We start from the raw sequence: 16527 nt of genomic DNA on the forward strand, positions 1-16527 counted from the left end.
ACTTATTAAAAGAAAGCAAGTTAGTTTGCAATGATAACTGAAGATGCTATACTTTTGATATTGAAAATTTGGAGGTTACAAAAAATGGCAAAAAATATTACAGATGCAACATTCGCTGAAGAAACAGATAAAGGCTTAGTATTAATTGATTTTTGGGCAACATGGTGTGGACCTTGTCGTATGCAAGCACCAATCTTGGAACAATTAGCTGAAAGCTATGATGAAGATGAATTTAAAATTGTAAAAATGGATGTGGATGAAAACCCAGAAACACCAGCTTCATTTGGTGTGATGAGTATTCCAACTTTGATCTTGAAAAAAGATGGCCAAGTCGTTGACAAAGCGATTGGTGTTCAAACAAAAGAACAAATTGAAGCAATGATTGCTCCACATAAGTAATTTCAAAAAATGAGATGTTTTCTACATCTCATTTTTTTATTCACTCTTATCCAGTAAAGAATAGAGTGAGAAGAAATTTTGGAAGGTGGAGTTATGATGGAAGCAAAAGAGCTTTGGCAAGAGTTTGTTGAAAAAACAAAAATTGAGGCATCATATAACGCATGGGCATTTGGGGCGCAAGCAGATGAGCTAGCAAATCTAGTTCTTCAAGGAACAAAGACAGCAACAGCTTCTGCTTATCCTTTATATCAAATTGAGAATGAGCCTTTGCCAGAAATAAACCAATACGATATTATTTTAGATAGCAAGGAACAAGCAGTTTGCATTATCCAAAATACCAAAGTTTCAGTTCATCCTTTTAACGAAATAAGTGAGGAACATGCTTTTAAAGAAGGTGAAGGGGATCGCTCTCTTGTTTACTGGCGAAAAGAACACGAAAGATTGTTCACTCAGTGGATGGAAGAAGCAGGCTTGACATTTACGGAATCCATGCCGGTAGTCTGTGAAGAATTTCAAGTAGTTTACGTTAAAAAATAGTAGAAAAGAATGCTGAGTGTTACCATTCACAGTTATCTTTCTAATCCATGGGCTACACTCCACAACGAAATCTGCTTTTGTCGACCGTGAGACCAACTGGAGCCAGAAGTTTCCAGTCTGCCAAGTTTCAAACTGTAACTAATCGTTTGAGCGTCAAGTTAAAGTATCAAGTAGGTATTTTTCATCATCTACTCTGTCTTGCTAAGCAAGTCAATCGTAGTGATTTAAAACAGTTCACATTGGCTCCTCTCTCGTAGTGAAGTGTCAACTTTGTGGTGGATAGTAACTGTTGAGTGTGTGGCTCAAGTGTTTTTTCATGTGCTATAATGAAGAGAAATAACGGAGGTGATTGGGTGTATGAATGAACAAATCAAAAATAAGCTGGCCCTTTTACCGGATCAACCAGGTTGTTATTTGATGAAAGATAAAAATGGCACCATTATTTATGTCGGGAAAGCAAAAGTTTTAAAAAACCGTGTACGATCTTATTTCACTGGAAGTCATGATACCAAAACAGAACGTTTGGTTAGTGAAATTGAAGACTTCGAATATATTGTGACCGAATCAAATATTGAAGCATTATTATTAGAAATTAATCTAATTAAAAAAAATGATCCTAAATACAACATTATGTTAAAGGATGATAAAACATATCCTTTTATCAAAATCACAAATGAAGATTATCCGAGACTATTGATTACTCGAAAAGTACTGAAAGATAAAGCCTTATATTTTGGCCCTTATCCAGATGTACGAGCAGCCAATGAAACCAAAAGACTATTGGATCGATTGTTCCCTTTAAGAAAGTGTAAAGTCCTTCCCAAAGAAGTTTGTCTTTATTATCATATGGGGCAATGTTTGGCTCCGTGTGTATTTGATGTTCCAAAAGAAACCTATACGGAAATGGTCAAAGAAATCAAACAATTTCTTGGGGGCGGACATAGTCAAATTCAAGCAGATTTAGAAGCTAAAATGAACGAAGCAGCAACGAATATGGAATTTGAAAAAGCTGGAGAATATCGAGATCAAATTCAAGCGATTGAAACAGTCATGACTAGACAAAAAATGACTCAAACAGACTTAATGGACCGTGATGTTTTTGGTTATTCTGTTGATAAAGGCTGGATGTGTGTCCAAGTATTTTTTGTCAGACAAGGCAAATTAATCGAACGAGATGTCTCGATTTTTCCTTTTTATAATGAAGCACAGGAAGATTTTTTGACTTATATTGGTCGTTTTTATCAAGAAAATGAACATTTTATACCTAAAGAAATCTTGATTCCTGATGATATTGATCAAGAAAGTGTTCAAGCACTATTGTCAACAAAAATCTTGCAACCGAAACGCGGTGAAAAGAAAAAACTAGTTGAACTAGCAAGTAAAAATGCCCGAGTAGCATTGACCGAAAAATTTGATTTAATTCAAAGAAAGCAAGAGCGCACAATTGGTGCAGTTGATCGTTTAGGAAATGCGATGGGGATTCCTTCTCCTGCAAGGATCGAAGCCTTTGATAATTCAAATATTATGGGAACCGATCCTGTTTCGGCAATGGTTGTCTTTATTGATGGTAAACCTGCAAAAAACGAATACCGTAAATACAAAATCAAAACCGTTAAGGGTCCAGATGACTATGCTTCTATGCGAGAAGTTATCTATCGCCGCTATGCTCGTGTATTAAGAGAAAGCTTACCTTTTCCAGATTTAATTATTATTGATGGAGGAAAAGGTCAAGTGGATGTGGCAAGGGACGTTCTAGAAAATCAATTAGGTTTAGATATTCCAATTGCCGGTCTGGCCAAAAATGATCGGCATAAAACAAGTGAAATGCTCTTTGGTCCTGAGTTGGCAGTAGTACCTTTAGAAAGAAACTCTGCGGAATTTTTCTTATTGCAACGAATTCAAGATGAAGTCCATCGTTTTGCGATTACCTTCCATCGCCAGTTGCGAAGTAAAAACAGTTTTGCTTCTCGTTTGGATGGAATTGAAGGTCTAGGACCAAAAAGAAAGAAAAATCTATTGAAGGAATTTAAGTCCCTCAAAAAGATTCAAGAAGCAACGGTAGAAGAACTTCAAGTAAGTGGTTTGCCGAAAAAAGTTGCTGAAAATGTCTACCACCATCTAAAGAATAATTAATAAAAAAACCTAATCGCTGAAGAATTTTCTAAAGTGGACCCCCTGTCAAGGACAATTCAAAAAGAAACCAAAATCTATTATGCAGCAATTAGCTGGTACCGATAATCAACCGGTGCCAGCTTTTTCAAATGCCACTGTCCGCGATCATTATTGTAGTAGTCCATATAATCGTTAACCATCGTGTAAACTTCTGTATAAGACTGACAACTGGCGAAATCACACTCATCCTTCATATGACCAAAAAAGGATTCTTGCGGTGCATTATCCCAACAATTCCCGCGCCGACTCATTGATTGCGTGATTCCTGAAGCTTTCAAGAGCTTTTGAAATTTAGGGCTGGTGTAGTGCGAACCTTGATCTGAATGGATAAGTACCTCTTGATGCAGTCGATTTCCATGGTTGGCAATTAACTGTGTGATTGTTTTCAACACAAAACCAATTCTCAGATTATCCGAAAGTTGATATGCAAGGATTTCGTTCGTTTGCGCGTCTTTGATGGTCGATAAATAAGCCGTGGCACAATTCCCGTATTGAATATAGGTAACGTCAGTCAATAGCACTTTCCCGGCAATACCTGGCTTAAACACTCGTTTGAGCTTATTTTCGACGACACAATGTTCTTTCGTAGCTTTCGCTAGTCTGCGATAAGGATTCGCTTTCCTGATTGAAGACAGAAGACCGAATTTACGACAGATTCGTTGAACGCACTTTCGATTCATGATTATTCCGAATTTATTTTTGAGTGTCATTACGATTGAACGCGTTCCTTTCTTCTTATTTCGAAAGGCAATCGCTTTTTCAATTACTTCTTTGAGCATCGAATCTCTTTTCACCATTTGTGTTCGGAAATCACTCTTTTTGTAGGCATAGTAACCACTACGAGAGACGCCAGCTAACCGACAGAAATAGCTGACTGAACGCTTTTGTTTGACTGATAGTCCTTCAATGAGCGCAAAGGCAAGTGCTGGAGTTAATTTATCCGTTAAACTTCCTTTTTCGCTCATTTCTAACTTTTTTATGAATGCGAGTTCCCCTTTCAAATAGAGGTTTTCAGCTTCAAGCTTCGCCATACGTTCTTCAGGGGTTAGTACGCGTTCTAATGGACGTCCGCTATTTGCCTTTCTTGAATCTCGTAATCCGAGAGTTCCGTGTTCCTTCACCGCTTTTTTCCAACGAAAAGTTGCATTCTTAATACGCTCAGTACCGATTGCTTCAACGTCAAAGCCTGCCTCCCGAAAAATACTTGTTGGTGATTTACCGAGTTCATATTCTTCAATGAATTTCGTTTTGAAATCAATGGAATAGGTAATTGCTTTTAAACTTGCCGTTACGACATTTGGATTAGCTAGCAAAGCTTTGAGCTGGCTTTGTGTAAAATGCTTAGTAGTCATTGATTAATCCACCCTTCCTTCATTATCTCGTTGTATTCAGTGTACACAAAAATGGCCCCAATAGGTAAGGTGTTTTTTTCAAACTGTCCTTATCTATGGGGCCATTTTATTCAGTCTTTTAGGTTTTTTATTTGTCTTTATTAACATTAGTAAGAAGATTCAGAAAAATGAATATTCCTCTGTAATTAAGTCGTTAAATGAATTATAGTACACTTTAAGCTGAATTTTTTTATGATAGCTGTATCAGGAATTGCCCTGCAAGATTTAGCAGTTACTAAGCAAGTTGTTGAATTAGCAGAAAAATTAGGTATTGGACAAATCGTCGAATTATAAAATATGAGTTGAGACTTTGAGAAACTTCAGAGATTCAACTTTTTTTGTTAAAAATAGGACTTTAGATGGGGGATTAGATAATAGATAACTGCTATAATTTTTATTATAATCGTTATTTTTGTATAATAAGAGTAAGTTATTTTTTCAAAAGGAGGATGTAATATGTTAGAAGTGAAAAATTTAGTCAAAAGCTTTGGTGATTATAAGGCTGTTGATGAGCTGTCTTTTACGATTCAAGACGGAGAAATTATGGGATTAATTGGTCAAAATGGAGCCGGTAAAACCACGACTTTTCGTTTGATTTTGGATTTTCTTAAAGCAGATCAAGGGGAAGTTTTGTGGAATGGTAAACTTTTGGGAACCAAAGAATACGATACGATTGGTTATTTACCGGAAGAAAGAGGACTTTATCCGAAAGTTTCCGTTCAAGATCAATTGATTTATTTTGCTAAGTTACGGGGAAAAACTAAAAAAGAAATTGAACCAAAAGTTGATGAATGGATGGAAAGATTTCAAGTAAAAGGAAAAAAGACCGATAAAATAAAATCATTATCTAAAGGGAATCAACAGAAGGTTCAGTTGATTGCTACTTTAATTCACGAACCCAAGCTAGTTATTTTGGATGAACCTTTTAGCGGACTCGATCCAGTGAATGCAGAATTACTAAAAGATGGCATCATCGCCTTAAAAGAAAAAGGTTCCTGTGTCATTTTTTCTAGTCATAATATGGATAATGTTGAAAAAATTTGCGACCATTTGATTATGATGCGGAATGGACAAACAGTGTTAAATGGTAAAGTTTATGAAATCAGAGAGTCTTTCGGTCGAACCAAAGTATTCATTGATTCATCTTTAAGCAAAACTCAAATCGAACAAATACCTGGCGTTACAGCTGTTAGACCACAAGAAGATGGATCATTGGATATCACTCTAAATAATCCAGAAGTTGGAAAAGAACTCTTTTCATTAGCCACAGCAAATGGATATATCCCAATGTTTAATCAGCAACCACCAACTTTAGAAGAAATCTTTAAGATGAAAGCAGGTGAAATCAATGAATAAATTTTGGGTGATTACGAGCGATGTATATAAGAAAAATGTCAAATCAGTATCCTTTTTCATCATGTTATTAGTTCCTTTTATGATCGGAGGAATTGGCTATATTAGTGGACATTTTGCTAGTCAGGCTGGATCAGTAGATAAAATTGGTTTGTTTTCAGAAGAGCCAGAACTTCAAACTTTGCCTGAGTCAGAGGCATATGAATTTGTTTTAGTAGATTCTGTGGAAGATGCCGAAATGGAGCTGTATCAAGAGAACATTGATGCCTTTCTTATTTTATCTAAAGAAGACAATAGTATTCAAGGAGAACTATTTAGTGAAACGACTTTAGGAACGAGTGTTGAATTGACTATTCAACAAATTTTGTCGGGCATTCAAAGTACCATCCGAGCACAAGAATTAGGGTTAACCTCTGAAGAAGTTCTTAGTCTAAATACACCGGCAACATTTTCAAAACAAAATGTTAGTTTTAATGACGCTGGGGAAATGGTTTTAGGTGAGGATAACAGTGCTGCACAATACTTGATTAGCTTTGCAAGTACAATTATTTTATTTGTTTTCATTATCACTTACGTGGGAATTATTGCCCAAGAAATTGCTTCTGAAAAAGGGACACGAATTATGGAGGTCATTCTATCCAGTACTCGTGCTCAAATTCATTTTTATGGAAAATTGACAGGTGTACTATTAGTAGCTCTAACACAACTAGCTGTATATGCTGTAGCCTTTGTCATTAGCTACCAGTGGATAAAAGATATGGAATTTGTGCAAAACTTCTTAGGGAATCTATCTTTACAATCAATTTTAGGAAACTTCTTTGTTTTCACTATTATCTTTACTATCCTAGGCATTTTTATTTATTCCGTGCTAGCTGCATTGTGTGGTTCTTTGGTAAACAAAGCAGAAGATACATCAAAAGTCATTTTACCAGTGACTTACTTGTCTTTAGCGGGTTATATGTTAGGTTTAACAGTTGGTAGCATGGACCCCAATAATATTGTGATTCGTGTGACATCTTATATTCCATTTTTATCTTCATATATTATGCCGCTTCGATTGGCGAATGAAACAGTTGGAATTGGTGGTGCGTTAGCTTCGGTCGCTATTTTAGCAGTAACCACGCTATTACTCACATTAGGCTGTGCCAAAATGTATAAATCAAACGTTTTGGTTTATAATGACAATGGAATTATAGCAACCTTAAAACAATCTATCCGTTTAATGGCTAGTCAAAAATAAAAAAGCTACGTCGGATAAATGTTGACAAATGCTAATTAAGAGAATAACCTTCTGAAATCGTCGTTTTCTAGATTTTAAGAAGGTTTTTTTGCGTTATAGGAAGGATTGGTTTTCAAAAGACTAATGAATGAAGGATGAGACCGACTTACACAGCGCAGCACAATACTCTTTGCGGACAGATGAAAGGAAAGTTTTTATTGTTAGAAACCTGGTTGATAAAATAAGGAATCTTTTTAACGAAAAATAGACTTATTTGGTACAATAGAAGAGAAGGAATCAGTAAAAAATAAACGGATCGTCAATTTATACTTGAGGAGGAATAATCGTGAAGAAAAAAACACTTTTTTTAGGTAGTTTAGCAGGTGCGGGATTAGGTCTCTATTTTTTATTTCGCAATCGTCCAGAAGTTATTCGTATAGAGGAAGAAATTATTATAAATGAGGATCACTCGGTGGACAAAGTAAAAACAGAAGATGTCTTTGTGGTAGCTTCTGATGATCTGCCATTAGCCTTGTCAATTGTGCGACCAGCCTATCGTCCAGTAAAAGCGGTCATTCAAATGGTTCATGGTATTTTAGAACATCGTAAAAGATATCTTGATTTAGCTAATTTTTTGGCTGAGAATGGTTTTGCTGTGGTGGTTAGTGATAATCGAGGTCACGGTCAATCTATAGATGACCACTTTCCGTTAGGTCATATGCCCGGTGTTGATAGAATGGTGCAGGATCAGGTTGAAATCACACGTTTTATTAAAAAACGATTTAATGGAAAACCTGTCTATCTATATGGACACTCCTTTGGTTCTATGTTAGCGAGAAATTACTTAAAAACCCATGACCAAGAGATTGATAAACTATTACTATCAGGAACTGTCTATTATCAAAAACAATCAGAATTTGGCTCTTTGATTGCTGAAATTGCCTGCCGTTTTGCGGGTGAACATAGTTTTTCTTGGATTTTGAAAAAACTATCAGATTTTGATTCTAAAGATAAAACTTGGTTAACGAATAGTCAAGAACATATTGAAAAAGCGAAAAAAGACCGATTAATGATTCCTGGCTATGATAATCGAGGAGTTTCGACTATATGGCAGATGAATCGTCGAATGAATCATCATGATGATTATTTGTGTCAAAATCCTGAATTACCTATTTTAAGTATTACTGGAGCTGAGGATCTGGATATGACTGGTGGGGAAAAAGGACTTCTTGGGGTTGAGAATAGTCTAAGAAAAGTTGGTTATCATCAAGTAGATATGCTAAATCTACCTAATATGAAACATGAAGTGATTAATGAAATTGATAGTCAGTTGGTTTATCAATTGATTTTAGATTTTTTTAACGCTTGATGAAAAGGAGCTATTATGCCTGAACTATTAAAAGGTCGTTACAATCAAGAATCAATTCATGCTTTGGCTATAGCCATAAAGACGGTACATGAAGATTTTCAAGTAGAGAATTTCATGGATGCTGTCATGGATGAAACATGGGAAAACAGAGAATTAAAAGCGCGTATGCGAAAGATCACGATTTGTTTAGGTGAATATTTACCTCATGATTATGAAGTTGCGTTGCAAATTTTAGATCAAGTGATTGATAAATTGTCCAATAGATTGAATGGATTCATGCTCATGTGTTTTCCTGATTTTGTCGAAGTTTATGGACAAGACGATAATTACTGGGATTTATCGGTGGCAGCTTTAGCAAGGTATACACCTTACTCAACCTCAGAATTTGCAGTTCGACCATTTATTATCAAAGAGGAAGAGCGGATGATGAAACAAATGCTCCTTTGGTCTCAAGATGAAAATGAGCATGTTCGAAGATTAGCCAGTGAAGGTTGTCGACCGCAACTTCCGTGGGGACAAGCTCTAACTAGTTTTAAACAAAATCCTTTGCCAATTCTTCCTATTTTAGAAGTCTTAAAAGCGGATGATTCATTGTATGTACGCAAAAGCGTAGCCAATAATCTGAATGATATTTCTAAAACTCATCCAGAGTTAGTAATAAGCCTTGCTAAAGAATGGTTTGGGGTAAATCCACTAACGGATTGGATCATCAAACATGCTTGTCGAACCTTACTAAAAAAAGGAAATCCAGAAGCATTAGCTATTTTTGGCTACCACGTTCTGGATTCAGTAAAGATTGAACAATTTGCCCTTGATGTTTCAACAGTTGCTTTAGGAGATGCTCTTTTGCTGACCTTTGCTATTTCAGTTGATAAACCGGCAAAAGTTAGAATGGAATATCGTGTGGATTATATGAAAGCGAATGGAAAACGAAGTGGAAAAATTTTTCAAATCTCTGAAACTGAGTTAAAGCAGGGAGTGGAAAAAATTTACCAAAAGAAATTAACCTTTAAGAATTTGACGACTAGAAAACATTATGCTGGCAAACACTCGATTACGTTGATTGTCAATGGGATTGAACAAGGAACGTTGGATTTCGAATTAACTATTCCTCAAAAAATTATTACTCAAGTTTATTAACAAAATAATCAAAAATTGCCTGTTCGTTAGCAATGGTATCTTTGGTTAATTCGGGGTGCCATTGAATCCCTAAAATCGGATGGTTCAAAGATTCAATCCCTTCAATAACTTGGTCAGGTGCTTTGGCAATGATTTTAAATTCATCTGCAACTTGATCAATGAGTTGGTGATGAATAGAATTGACTTGATAGTTTAGAGGTAAAAAGTTTCCTAGATGACTATCTTTTTCAATCGAAACAGTATGACTAATTTGACGAAGATTGCTTTTTTGAGCGTGAGGCAATGTTTTTTCGGGATATAATTGTAGGTCTTGGAAAAGAGTTCCTCCAAAGGCAACGTTCAGTAATTGGAAACCTCGACAGATCCCTAATATCGGTTTCTTTTGTTTGACGGCTTCCTTAATCAGAGCTAGTTCAAAAGCATCTCTTTTTTGGTGTGTTTCTTCTAACAAAGGATGCGGTTCTTGCTTATAAAAAGAGGGATGAACATCATGCCCCCCTCCTAATAGGAGCTTATCGATAGTAGAAATATATTTTTTTGCATCTTTGGGATCTCCAATTGGAATAATTGTGGGTAGTCCATTAGCATCTTGAATGCCTTCCACAAAATTTTTAGCTGTATACGATAACCAAAAAGTCTCACTATCTTCTATGCTGCGTTCATTACCAGCAATGCCAATAATCGGTTTCATTATAACCCCTCCTAAGAAAAATGGAGCTATGACAAATATGTCGTAGCTCCTTATTGTTTTAAATAATTTAACGTGCGCGAATAACTTCGATTTTGTATCCATCAGGATCGATGACAAAATAATAAGAAGGAGGTACGCCAGGTAAACCTTTCAAATCAGTTACCTTAAAACCAGCTTCTTTATGTTTTTCATGTAAAGCCGCAACATCATCGGTTGAAATGGCAATATGTCCATAACCATCTCCTAAGTCGTAACCAGGATGATCGTAATTATAAGTTAATTCTAATTCGTAGTCATCTCCAGGTAAGGTTAAATAAACCAAAGTAAATTTAGCTTCTGGAAAGTCACGACGACGACTTTCTTCAAAACCAAAGGCCTTAGTATAAAATTCTAATGATGCGTCTAAATCTTTTACACGAACACAAGTATGTGCCATTTTCATGTTTAAATCATCCTTTCTAAATTACTAAATTTATAATAACATATCTGATTTACCTTGATAAGAAAAGTGCATGAGATTTTTTTATCAAATGAGCAAAAATAATCAGAATCAGATGATTACAGTCAAATAAGAAAATGAACAACTTCCAAGCCATCTGTCCGCAAAGAACAGACATTGTGAGAGAGCGGTCTGAGCCTCTTATGAGTCTCAAACCTTTCGGCGTTCAAACGCAGTGTAAGAAAGTAGCAAATTGCTACTTTCAACACAGCGTAATTCATCCTCATCTTTAGCTCACGCTGTCTGTCTTTTCTACCAGATGGCTTTCCAGTTTTGACGAATCGTTCTCATTTTATATCGGGTAATCATTCACTGAAACTGGAAGAACAAAACGTAGAAAGTTATTGGTCGTGTGCTGAAGAGCTGAATGAATTACACTGACTTAGTGCGACTAGCACCTAGTCAGTGTTTGAACGTCAGCAGCCTAAGAGACTCTGTAAAGAGGCTCGTGGCGGTCTCACATGACCAATGAGCTTTCGGAGCTTTGTTCTGGAGGTTTCAAGTTTTGCTTGGTTATAAATTGTAAATAGAAGGTAGTCATATTTAGTTATTTATGAATTAGAATATTCGTGGAGATTAGTCATTAGTAGTTCTAAGAGGATCGGTGGCTAAAATAATTTGCTACTTACTAGTCACGAAGCTTGTCTATAAGTTATCTATCAGTTAAAATCGAAAGAAAAGAGGAACAGGGGAGGACCTATGGAAAAACCAGTTTTTGGGAAAAAGGAAGTTGGTAAAAGCTACAAAGCTAGATATGGTGCTTATGTTGTCATTCATCAAAAAAACAAACAAGAAATTATTATTGTACAAGCACCAAATGGGGCCTTTTTTCTCCCAGGTGGAGAAATTGAAGCTGGTGAAAACCATTATCAGGCAATCGATCGAGAAATGTTGGAAGAGGTTGGTTTTGAAGTAGAAGTGGGGACTTATCTAGGTGAAGCCATCGAATATTTTTATTCCAGTCATCGAGATACCTATTTTGAACATCCGGGTTATTTTTATGTGGTGAATGATTGGGAAAAAGTTGCTGAACCAACAGAGAAAACCAATCAATTAGCATGGGTTACTCCTGAGGATGCTATGTTATTACTAAAACGAGGGAGCCATCGTTGGGCTGTTCAACAATGGTTAAAAGAGTAAAAATTGAGAAAGTCCGGCATAAGGTCTGACTTTTTTGTTTACTCAAAAAATGTCGTTTTTTGAAATAAGAAAAAATAATTAGAACTGTGACCTAAGGAGTTTAACAAAAAAATATCCGAACGATAGAAGATTGCGCCATAAATCGACGAGATTCATTCTATTTTGTTCGAATATTTTTGTTTTTACTTATGTCACTGTTCCAATCATTATTTGGATCTATTTATTTAATACATATTTTTCAATCGCAACGGCTACACCATGTGCATCATTGGAAGTAGTGATAACTTTTGCTGAATTTTTTACGTTTTCTGTGGCGTTTTCCATTGCCACTCCTAAACCAGCATATTGAATCATCGTTAAATCATTTTCGTTGTCACCAATGGCCATAACTTCTGATTGTTCTAGTCCCAAATGTTTAGCTAAACGTTCTACAGCTGCGCCTTTATCAACTTCTTTGTTAAGAATTTCAAGGAAGAAAGGCGTACTTTTAACGACTGTATATTTCTCTAAGAAATCAGCAGGGATTTTTGGAATAATTTCATCTAAAAGAGCGGGCTCATCAATCATCATCATCTTGATAATAGATAAGTCTGCCGTCATTTCTTCAGGTGTTCTGAATTTTAAAGGCATATCTACTAAATGTGCTTCTAAAATTGTATAAGGGCTGATATCTCGATTTGATGTATACATCGTATCTTCAGTTTCAGAGTGTAAATGCACGCCTAGTTTGCGGGCTAAAAAATCGATTTCTAAATAGTCTTCATGGCTTAAGCCAAATTTTGAAATGATTTCATTTGTATGTGTTGCTTGGACTAGAGAACCATTATAAGTGATAACAAAATCACTTTCTTTATATAGGTCTAATTCTTTTAGCAAACCTTTTACCCCTGTAATTGGGCGGCCAGTACATAAAACAATTTTTACACCTTGTGCTTCAGCTTTTTTTAGTGCTTCGTGAACTTCTTTAGTTACCTGATGTTGATTATTCAGTAGTGTACCATCAATATCGATGGCGATTAATTTAATTGACATGTGTGGGCTCCTTTTTCTAAATCATTTTGTCCTTTGTTTTGCATGTTCTTAGCGTTACATAAATCTATGAGTGAGCGTCAATTAATTCGCCATTTCGGATATGGCTAGCAAATAATTGATAAGTCTCTCCAAATAAATCATAGTTGTCTTGTAAAGAATGGTCAACCATTTGTTTTGGGAAATAAAAACGATGATCCCCTTGGCTTTGTCCAGCAAGTGCTGCGACAAGCGGGCTGACTTGTGAGAGTTCAATTAACGAACCATCCTTTTGTTGTAATTCAATTTGTGTCCTATGTTTTCCTGATTTTGGACGATAAAAATCATAGGGCAAATCAAAACTTGAATTAATCGAGGTGTAATAAACGGAATTAAAGCCAGCTGTTTCGACAATTACCTTCATTTCTTCCAGTAACGGTTTTTGTGTTTCTGGTTGAAAGCGACAAGATTTTAATGGCTTACGATTTAAAAAGCGTTTTGTTAAGTCACTAAGAATTGGATCTTGGTTATCTAGCCAATGGTTAAAATAAGTATTTAAGACACCGTCATCCAATCGCAAATAATCTTCTAATAAAAAATTCTCTTCTAAAAATGGCAAAAGTAGTGGTGAAGAAAGCTGAAAAGCTTTTTTATCCTCTTGATACAATTCATGGGCACGATTAAGTAAATGCTCCAAGACAACTTCCATTCCTCGAGAACTTGGATGGAAATAAACTTGGACATACATTTGATAGCGACTTACAATATAGTCTTCCACCGCGTGCATACCATTCATGGCAAAGGTAATGCCACCCTCATAAGGACGAATCACTCGAAGGATTCTTGTTAAATCAAAAGTACCATATTCAGTCCCAGTAAAATAGGCATCTCTTAGTAAGTAGTCCATTCGATCTGCATCAATTTGACTAGAAATCATTTGAACTACTTGAGGATTATGGTATTTCTTTGTGATAACACTCGCTACTTTTTCAGGAAAGCCCTCTTCGACTCGATTTAAAATTTGATAAATTTCTGTATCAGGAGAGGTGATGATCGCCACCGTAATTGCTTCGTGATCCGTATGGAAAATATGCTCAAAGGTATGAGAATAAGGTCCATGTCCTAAGTCGTGTAATAGTGCAGCACACAAAGCAATCAATCGCTCTGAGTCATCCCAACCACCATCGCCAACCTTTTGAATGGAGTAATTTCTTTGGAAAATATCACAAATTCTGCGAGTGATATCATAGACTCCCAATGAATGTGAAAAACGACTATGCTCAGCACCATGGAAAGTAAAAGAAGAGGTTCCTAGCTGTTTGATTCTTCGAAGACGTTGAAATTCCTTAGAATTAATTAAATCAAGAATCACACGATGCTGCACATGCACATAATTATGCACAGGATCACGGAAGACCTTTTCGATGGGAAGTAATTGATGTTTATAAGAAGTAGCCATCTGTAAGCTCCTTTATAAGTAAATTTCGTTGCGTCATACTGACTAATTTTTTCTGGAATAGGTCAATATAGTGATAATCTTCTAACCAAGTAAAGGGATTGATTAAAGTTAAAGAAGCATCAAACGCTTGAATAAAACGTTCTTTTGTTTCTTCGATAGATAAAGGTTTATTTAATAAACTTTCAACAGTAATCATACTGCTTGGATCAACCGGAGGGTAGCCATTAGTCCCAAAATTCTTGTCTAAACTTTCTTGATAAAATTCACGGACGACTTGTCCTCGTTTTTCTTGATTGCCATTGACACTTAAGTACATCATCACAGCAATCCCACTTTTAACTCTGCGTTGGGCAATGCCAGCGATTTTTTTCCCATTAACGCTTAGGTCATAAGTTCCCGGACAATACGATTCAGTGATTTCGTAGGCTTCGATTTTTAGTTCTGGGAAAGCTTCTTGTGTTAGTTGCCACATCCGTTCATAAGCAACGTCTGTCGTTGTTTCTGCTGTTTTAGGAAAGATTAGTGAAAAGTTTAAAATTCCTTGATCACTAATTACCCCTAAGCCACCAGAATTACGAATGACTGGGAAATAGTCGTTTTTTATAACAGAAAGAACGCCGTCAGTAAGATTATCCACACGAGTATCTTTCATACCTAAAATAAAACTTTGTTCAAATTGCCAAAAATGTAATAGCGTTTGTTTTTTTTCACCGACATGTTCAGTAAAAACATCGGTAAGGGCAAAAGGAATAAAGGGAGACTGAGAAGTAAAACTTGGTTGATCAAATAATAATTGTTTCATTACATAAGTCCTTTTTTAATTGTTTTCTTTATTATATACGAAAATAGGATGAAAATACCTGAAAATGTTTGAACGTCTCCATTAATTGACAAAATCCTTAAAAATGTGAACAATATAAAAGGAAAAGTATTGTTTGATAGTTAAATAAAAGTCAAACTCAAGAAAAGATTGGAGGAATAGTTGTGGATTTAACCAAAGGGGTTCCTGTTTCGATTCATCTACGAACAGAAGTACAACAAGAGAATGAAACACAAGAATTTTTATTTGATTTACCGGGTCAAGTAATTAAGATAGGTGATACTTTGTACATTCGTTACAAAGAAACTCAAGAAGAGGGGGAAGAAATTCCCGTTACAATGAAACTTTTACCAGATGGTGGAATTCAATTGATTCGTGCTGGTGAAATGCGTTTGCGTTTAAAATTTGCTTATCGTGAGAACGCAGATACAAGTTATCAAACCCCTTATGGAGTGATGTTTTTTAGCACTTATACCCATGATTTACATTTTAGCTTAAAAGATCAACCAACTTCAGGTAAGGTATCAATTAACTATGATTTATACACTGCGGAAGAAAAAGTTGGGAATTACAAACTTTCATTAGAGTTCACTGCTTAATTTTTTTTACTTTTTTAGCGGAAAAAATTGCTTTTTTGCCAACATTTTTGTATGATTAGGAGTAGACTGTGAAAGGGAGTGTCCTGTTTGGAAATTAATGTATTTGAAGGTGTGAATAAAGCCGAATTATCTATGCTTGAAGTGGCACATGCAATTTTGTCACAAAAGGGCGACGTAATGGATTTTTCAGATTTAGTAAATGAGATTCAAACTTATTTAGGTAAATCTGATAGTGATATTCGTGACTCATTGGCACAATTTTATACTGATTTAAACATAGATGGCAGCTTCATTTCTTTGGGTGATAATCGTTGGGGCTTACGTTCATGGTATGCCATTGATTCAATCGACGAAGAAGTGAACCATGGAATTGATGAAGATGATGAGGATGCACCACGTCGTCGTAAACGTAAAAAAGTGAATGCCTTTATCAATGATGATGAAGATGCAATTGACTACAATGATGATGATCCAGAAGATGCTGATTTAACGGATGAAGACGATGATGATGATTTATTCGATGAAGATGATGACGATGAAGAAATCGCAGCATACAACTCTGATTTACAAGAAATTGGAGCAAATAATTCAGACGATGATGAGGAAGATCTACCAGGAAGTATCGAAGAAGACTTAACTATTATTGACGATGATGATGACGATGACTTTGATGAGGAAGATGAAGACGAGTTATAGTCAAAAAGACCAACAAGCGATTTTGTTTGTTGGTC

At 35.8% G+C, this 16527-nt stretch carries 16 protein-coding genes; 10 read left to right on the plus strand and 6 right to left on the minus strand.

What is annotated here, in order from left to right:
* The first annotated feature begins 84 nt into the window (after positions 1–84).
* From trxA to uvrC, 3 genes are all read left to right on the plus strand, one after another.
* Complete coding sequence (gene trxA, locus AC4BBX_RS13700; RefSeq protein ID WP_490454362.1) at positions 85–399, plus strand: thioredoxin; 315 nt, start codon at positions 85–87, stop codon at positions 397–399.
* A gap of 96 nt (positions 400–495) precedes the next feature.
* Positions 496–936, plus strand: a complete 441-nt coding sequence (locus tag AC4BBX_RS13705) for an ASCH domain-containing protein (protein ID WP_490455825.1) — start codon at positions 496–498, stop codon at positions 934–936.
* A 357-nt stretch (positions 937–1293) separates the two neighbouring features.
* Entirely contained in the window at positions 1294–3069 is a 1776-nt protein-coding gene (uvrC, locus tag AC4BBX_RS13710; RefSeq protein ID WP_490454363.1) for an excinuclease ABC subunit UvrC, read from the plus strand.
* A gap of 77 nt (positions 3070–3146) precedes the next feature.
* Here uvrC and AC4BBX_RS13715 read toward each other — a convergent pair whose 3' ends face one another.
* A complete protein-coding gene (locus AC4BBX_RS13715) occupies positions 3147–4460 on the minus strand; it encodes an IS3 family transposase (protein ID WP_490454364.1) in 1314 nt (437 codons plus the stop codon).
* Positions 4461–4955: 495 nt separating this feature from the next.
* Between AC4BBX_RS13715 and AC4BBX_RS13720 the strand changes: the two genes are divergently transcribed.
* From AC4BBX_RS13720 to AC4BBX_RS13735, 4 genes are all read left to right on the plus strand, one after another.
* Positions 4956–5855 carry an ABC transporter ATP-binding protein gene (locus AC4BBX_RS13720; RefSeq protein ID WP_490454365.1) on the plus strand — a complete coding sequence of 300 codons (900 nt, stop codon included), beginning with the start codon at positions 4956–4958 and terminating at the stop codon, positions 5853–5855.
* The gene (locus AC4BBX_RS13725; RefSeq protein ID WP_490454366.1) at positions 5848–7092 is read left to right on the plus strand and encodes an ABC transporter permease; all 1245 of its coding nucleotides are present in this window, start codon (positions 5848–5850) and stop codon (positions 7090–7092) included. Before AC4BBX_RS13720 ends, AC4BBX_RS13725 begins: the two co-directional genes overlap by 8 nt.
* 325 nt (positions 7093–7417) lie before the next feature.
* Complete coding sequence (locus tag AC4BBX_RS13730; protein WP_490454367.1) at positions 7418–8440, plus strand: alpha/beta fold hydrolase; 1023 nt, start codon at positions 7418–7420, stop codon at positions 8438–8440.
* 15 nt (positions 8441–8455) lie between these two features.
* On the plus strand, positions 8456–9580 hold the full coding sequence (locus AC4BBX_RS13735; protein WP_490454368.1) for a DNA alkylation repair protein: 1125 nt from the start codon (positions 8456–8458) through the stop codon (positions 9578–9580).
* Here the strand turns inward: AC4BBX_RS13735 and AC4BBX_RS13740 are convergent.
* A complete protein-coding gene (locus AC4BBX_RS13740; RefSeq protein ID WP_490454369.1) occupies positions 9564–10271 on the minus strand; it encodes a gamma-glutamyl-gamma-aminobutyrate hydrolase family protein in 708 nt (235 codons plus the stop codon). The genes AC4BBX_RS13735 and AC4BBX_RS13740 overlap by 17 nt on opposite strands.
* A 67-nt stretch (positions 10272–10338) precedes the next feature.
* Positions 10339–10713: a lactoylglutathione lyase gene (gene gloA / locus AC4BBX_RS13745; RefSeq protein ID WP_490454370.1), complete on the minus strand. Its 375-nt coding sequence runs from the start codon at positions 10711–10713 to the stop codon at positions 10339–10341.
* A 756-nt stretch (positions 10714–11469) separates the two neighbouring features.
* On the opposite strand from gloA, the gene AC4BBX_RS13750 reads away from it, so the two are divergent.
* Positions 11470–11910, plus strand: a complete 441-nt coding sequence (locus AC4BBX_RS13750) for an NUDIX hydrolase (protein WP_490454371.1) — start codon at positions 11470–11472, stop codon at positions 11908–11910.
* Between the two features lie 216 nt (positions 11911–12126).
* Here the strand turns inward: AC4BBX_RS13750 and yidA are convergent, their stop codons facing one another.
* The 3 genes from yidA to AC4BBX_RS13765 all read right to left on the minus strand — a co-directional run bounded on the left by yidA (position 12127) and on the right by AC4BBX_RS13765 (position 15179).
* The gene (yidA, locus tag AC4BBX_RS13755; RefSeq protein ID WP_490454372.1) at positions 12127–12942 is read right to left on the minus strand and encodes a sugar-phosphatase; all 816 of its coding nucleotides are present in this window, start codon (positions 12940–12942) and stop codon (positions 12127–12129) included.
* A 64-nt stretch (positions 12943–13006) separates the two neighbouring features.
* On the minus strand, positions 13007–14377 hold the full coding sequence (locus AC4BBX_RS13760; RefSeq protein WP_490454373.1) for an HD domain-containing protein: 1371 nt from the start codon (positions 14375–14377) through the stop codon (positions 13007–13009).
* On the minus strand, positions 14361–15179 hold the full coding sequence (locus tag AC4BBX_RS13765) for a lipoate--protein ligase family protein (RefSeq protein ID WP_490454374.1): 819 nt from the start codon (positions 15177–15179) through the stop codon (positions 14361–14363). The genes AC4BBX_RS13760 and AC4BBX_RS13765 overlap by 17 nt, the downstream gene beginning before the upstream one ends.
* 182 nt (positions 15180–15361) lie before the next feature.
* Here AC4BBX_RS13765 and AC4BBX_RS13770 point away from each other — a divergent pair, with 182 nt between their 5' ends.
* On the plus strand, positions 15362–15796 hold the full coding sequence (locus AC4BBX_RS13770; RefSeq protein WP_490454375.1) for a YwiB family protein: 435 nt from the start codon (positions 15362–15364) through the stop codon (positions 15794–15796).
* A gap of 87 nt (positions 15797–15883) precedes the next feature.
* Positions 15884–16492 (plus strand): DNA-directed RNA polymerase subunit delta, encoded by a 609-nt coding sequence (rpoE, locus tag AC4BBX_RS13775; RefSeq protein ID WP_490454376.1) that lies wholly within the window; start codon positions 15884–15886, stop codon positions 16490–16492.
* Positions 16493–16527 lie beyond the last annotated feature (35 nt).

Source organism: Enterococcus sp. AMC1157, assembly GCF_058216555.1.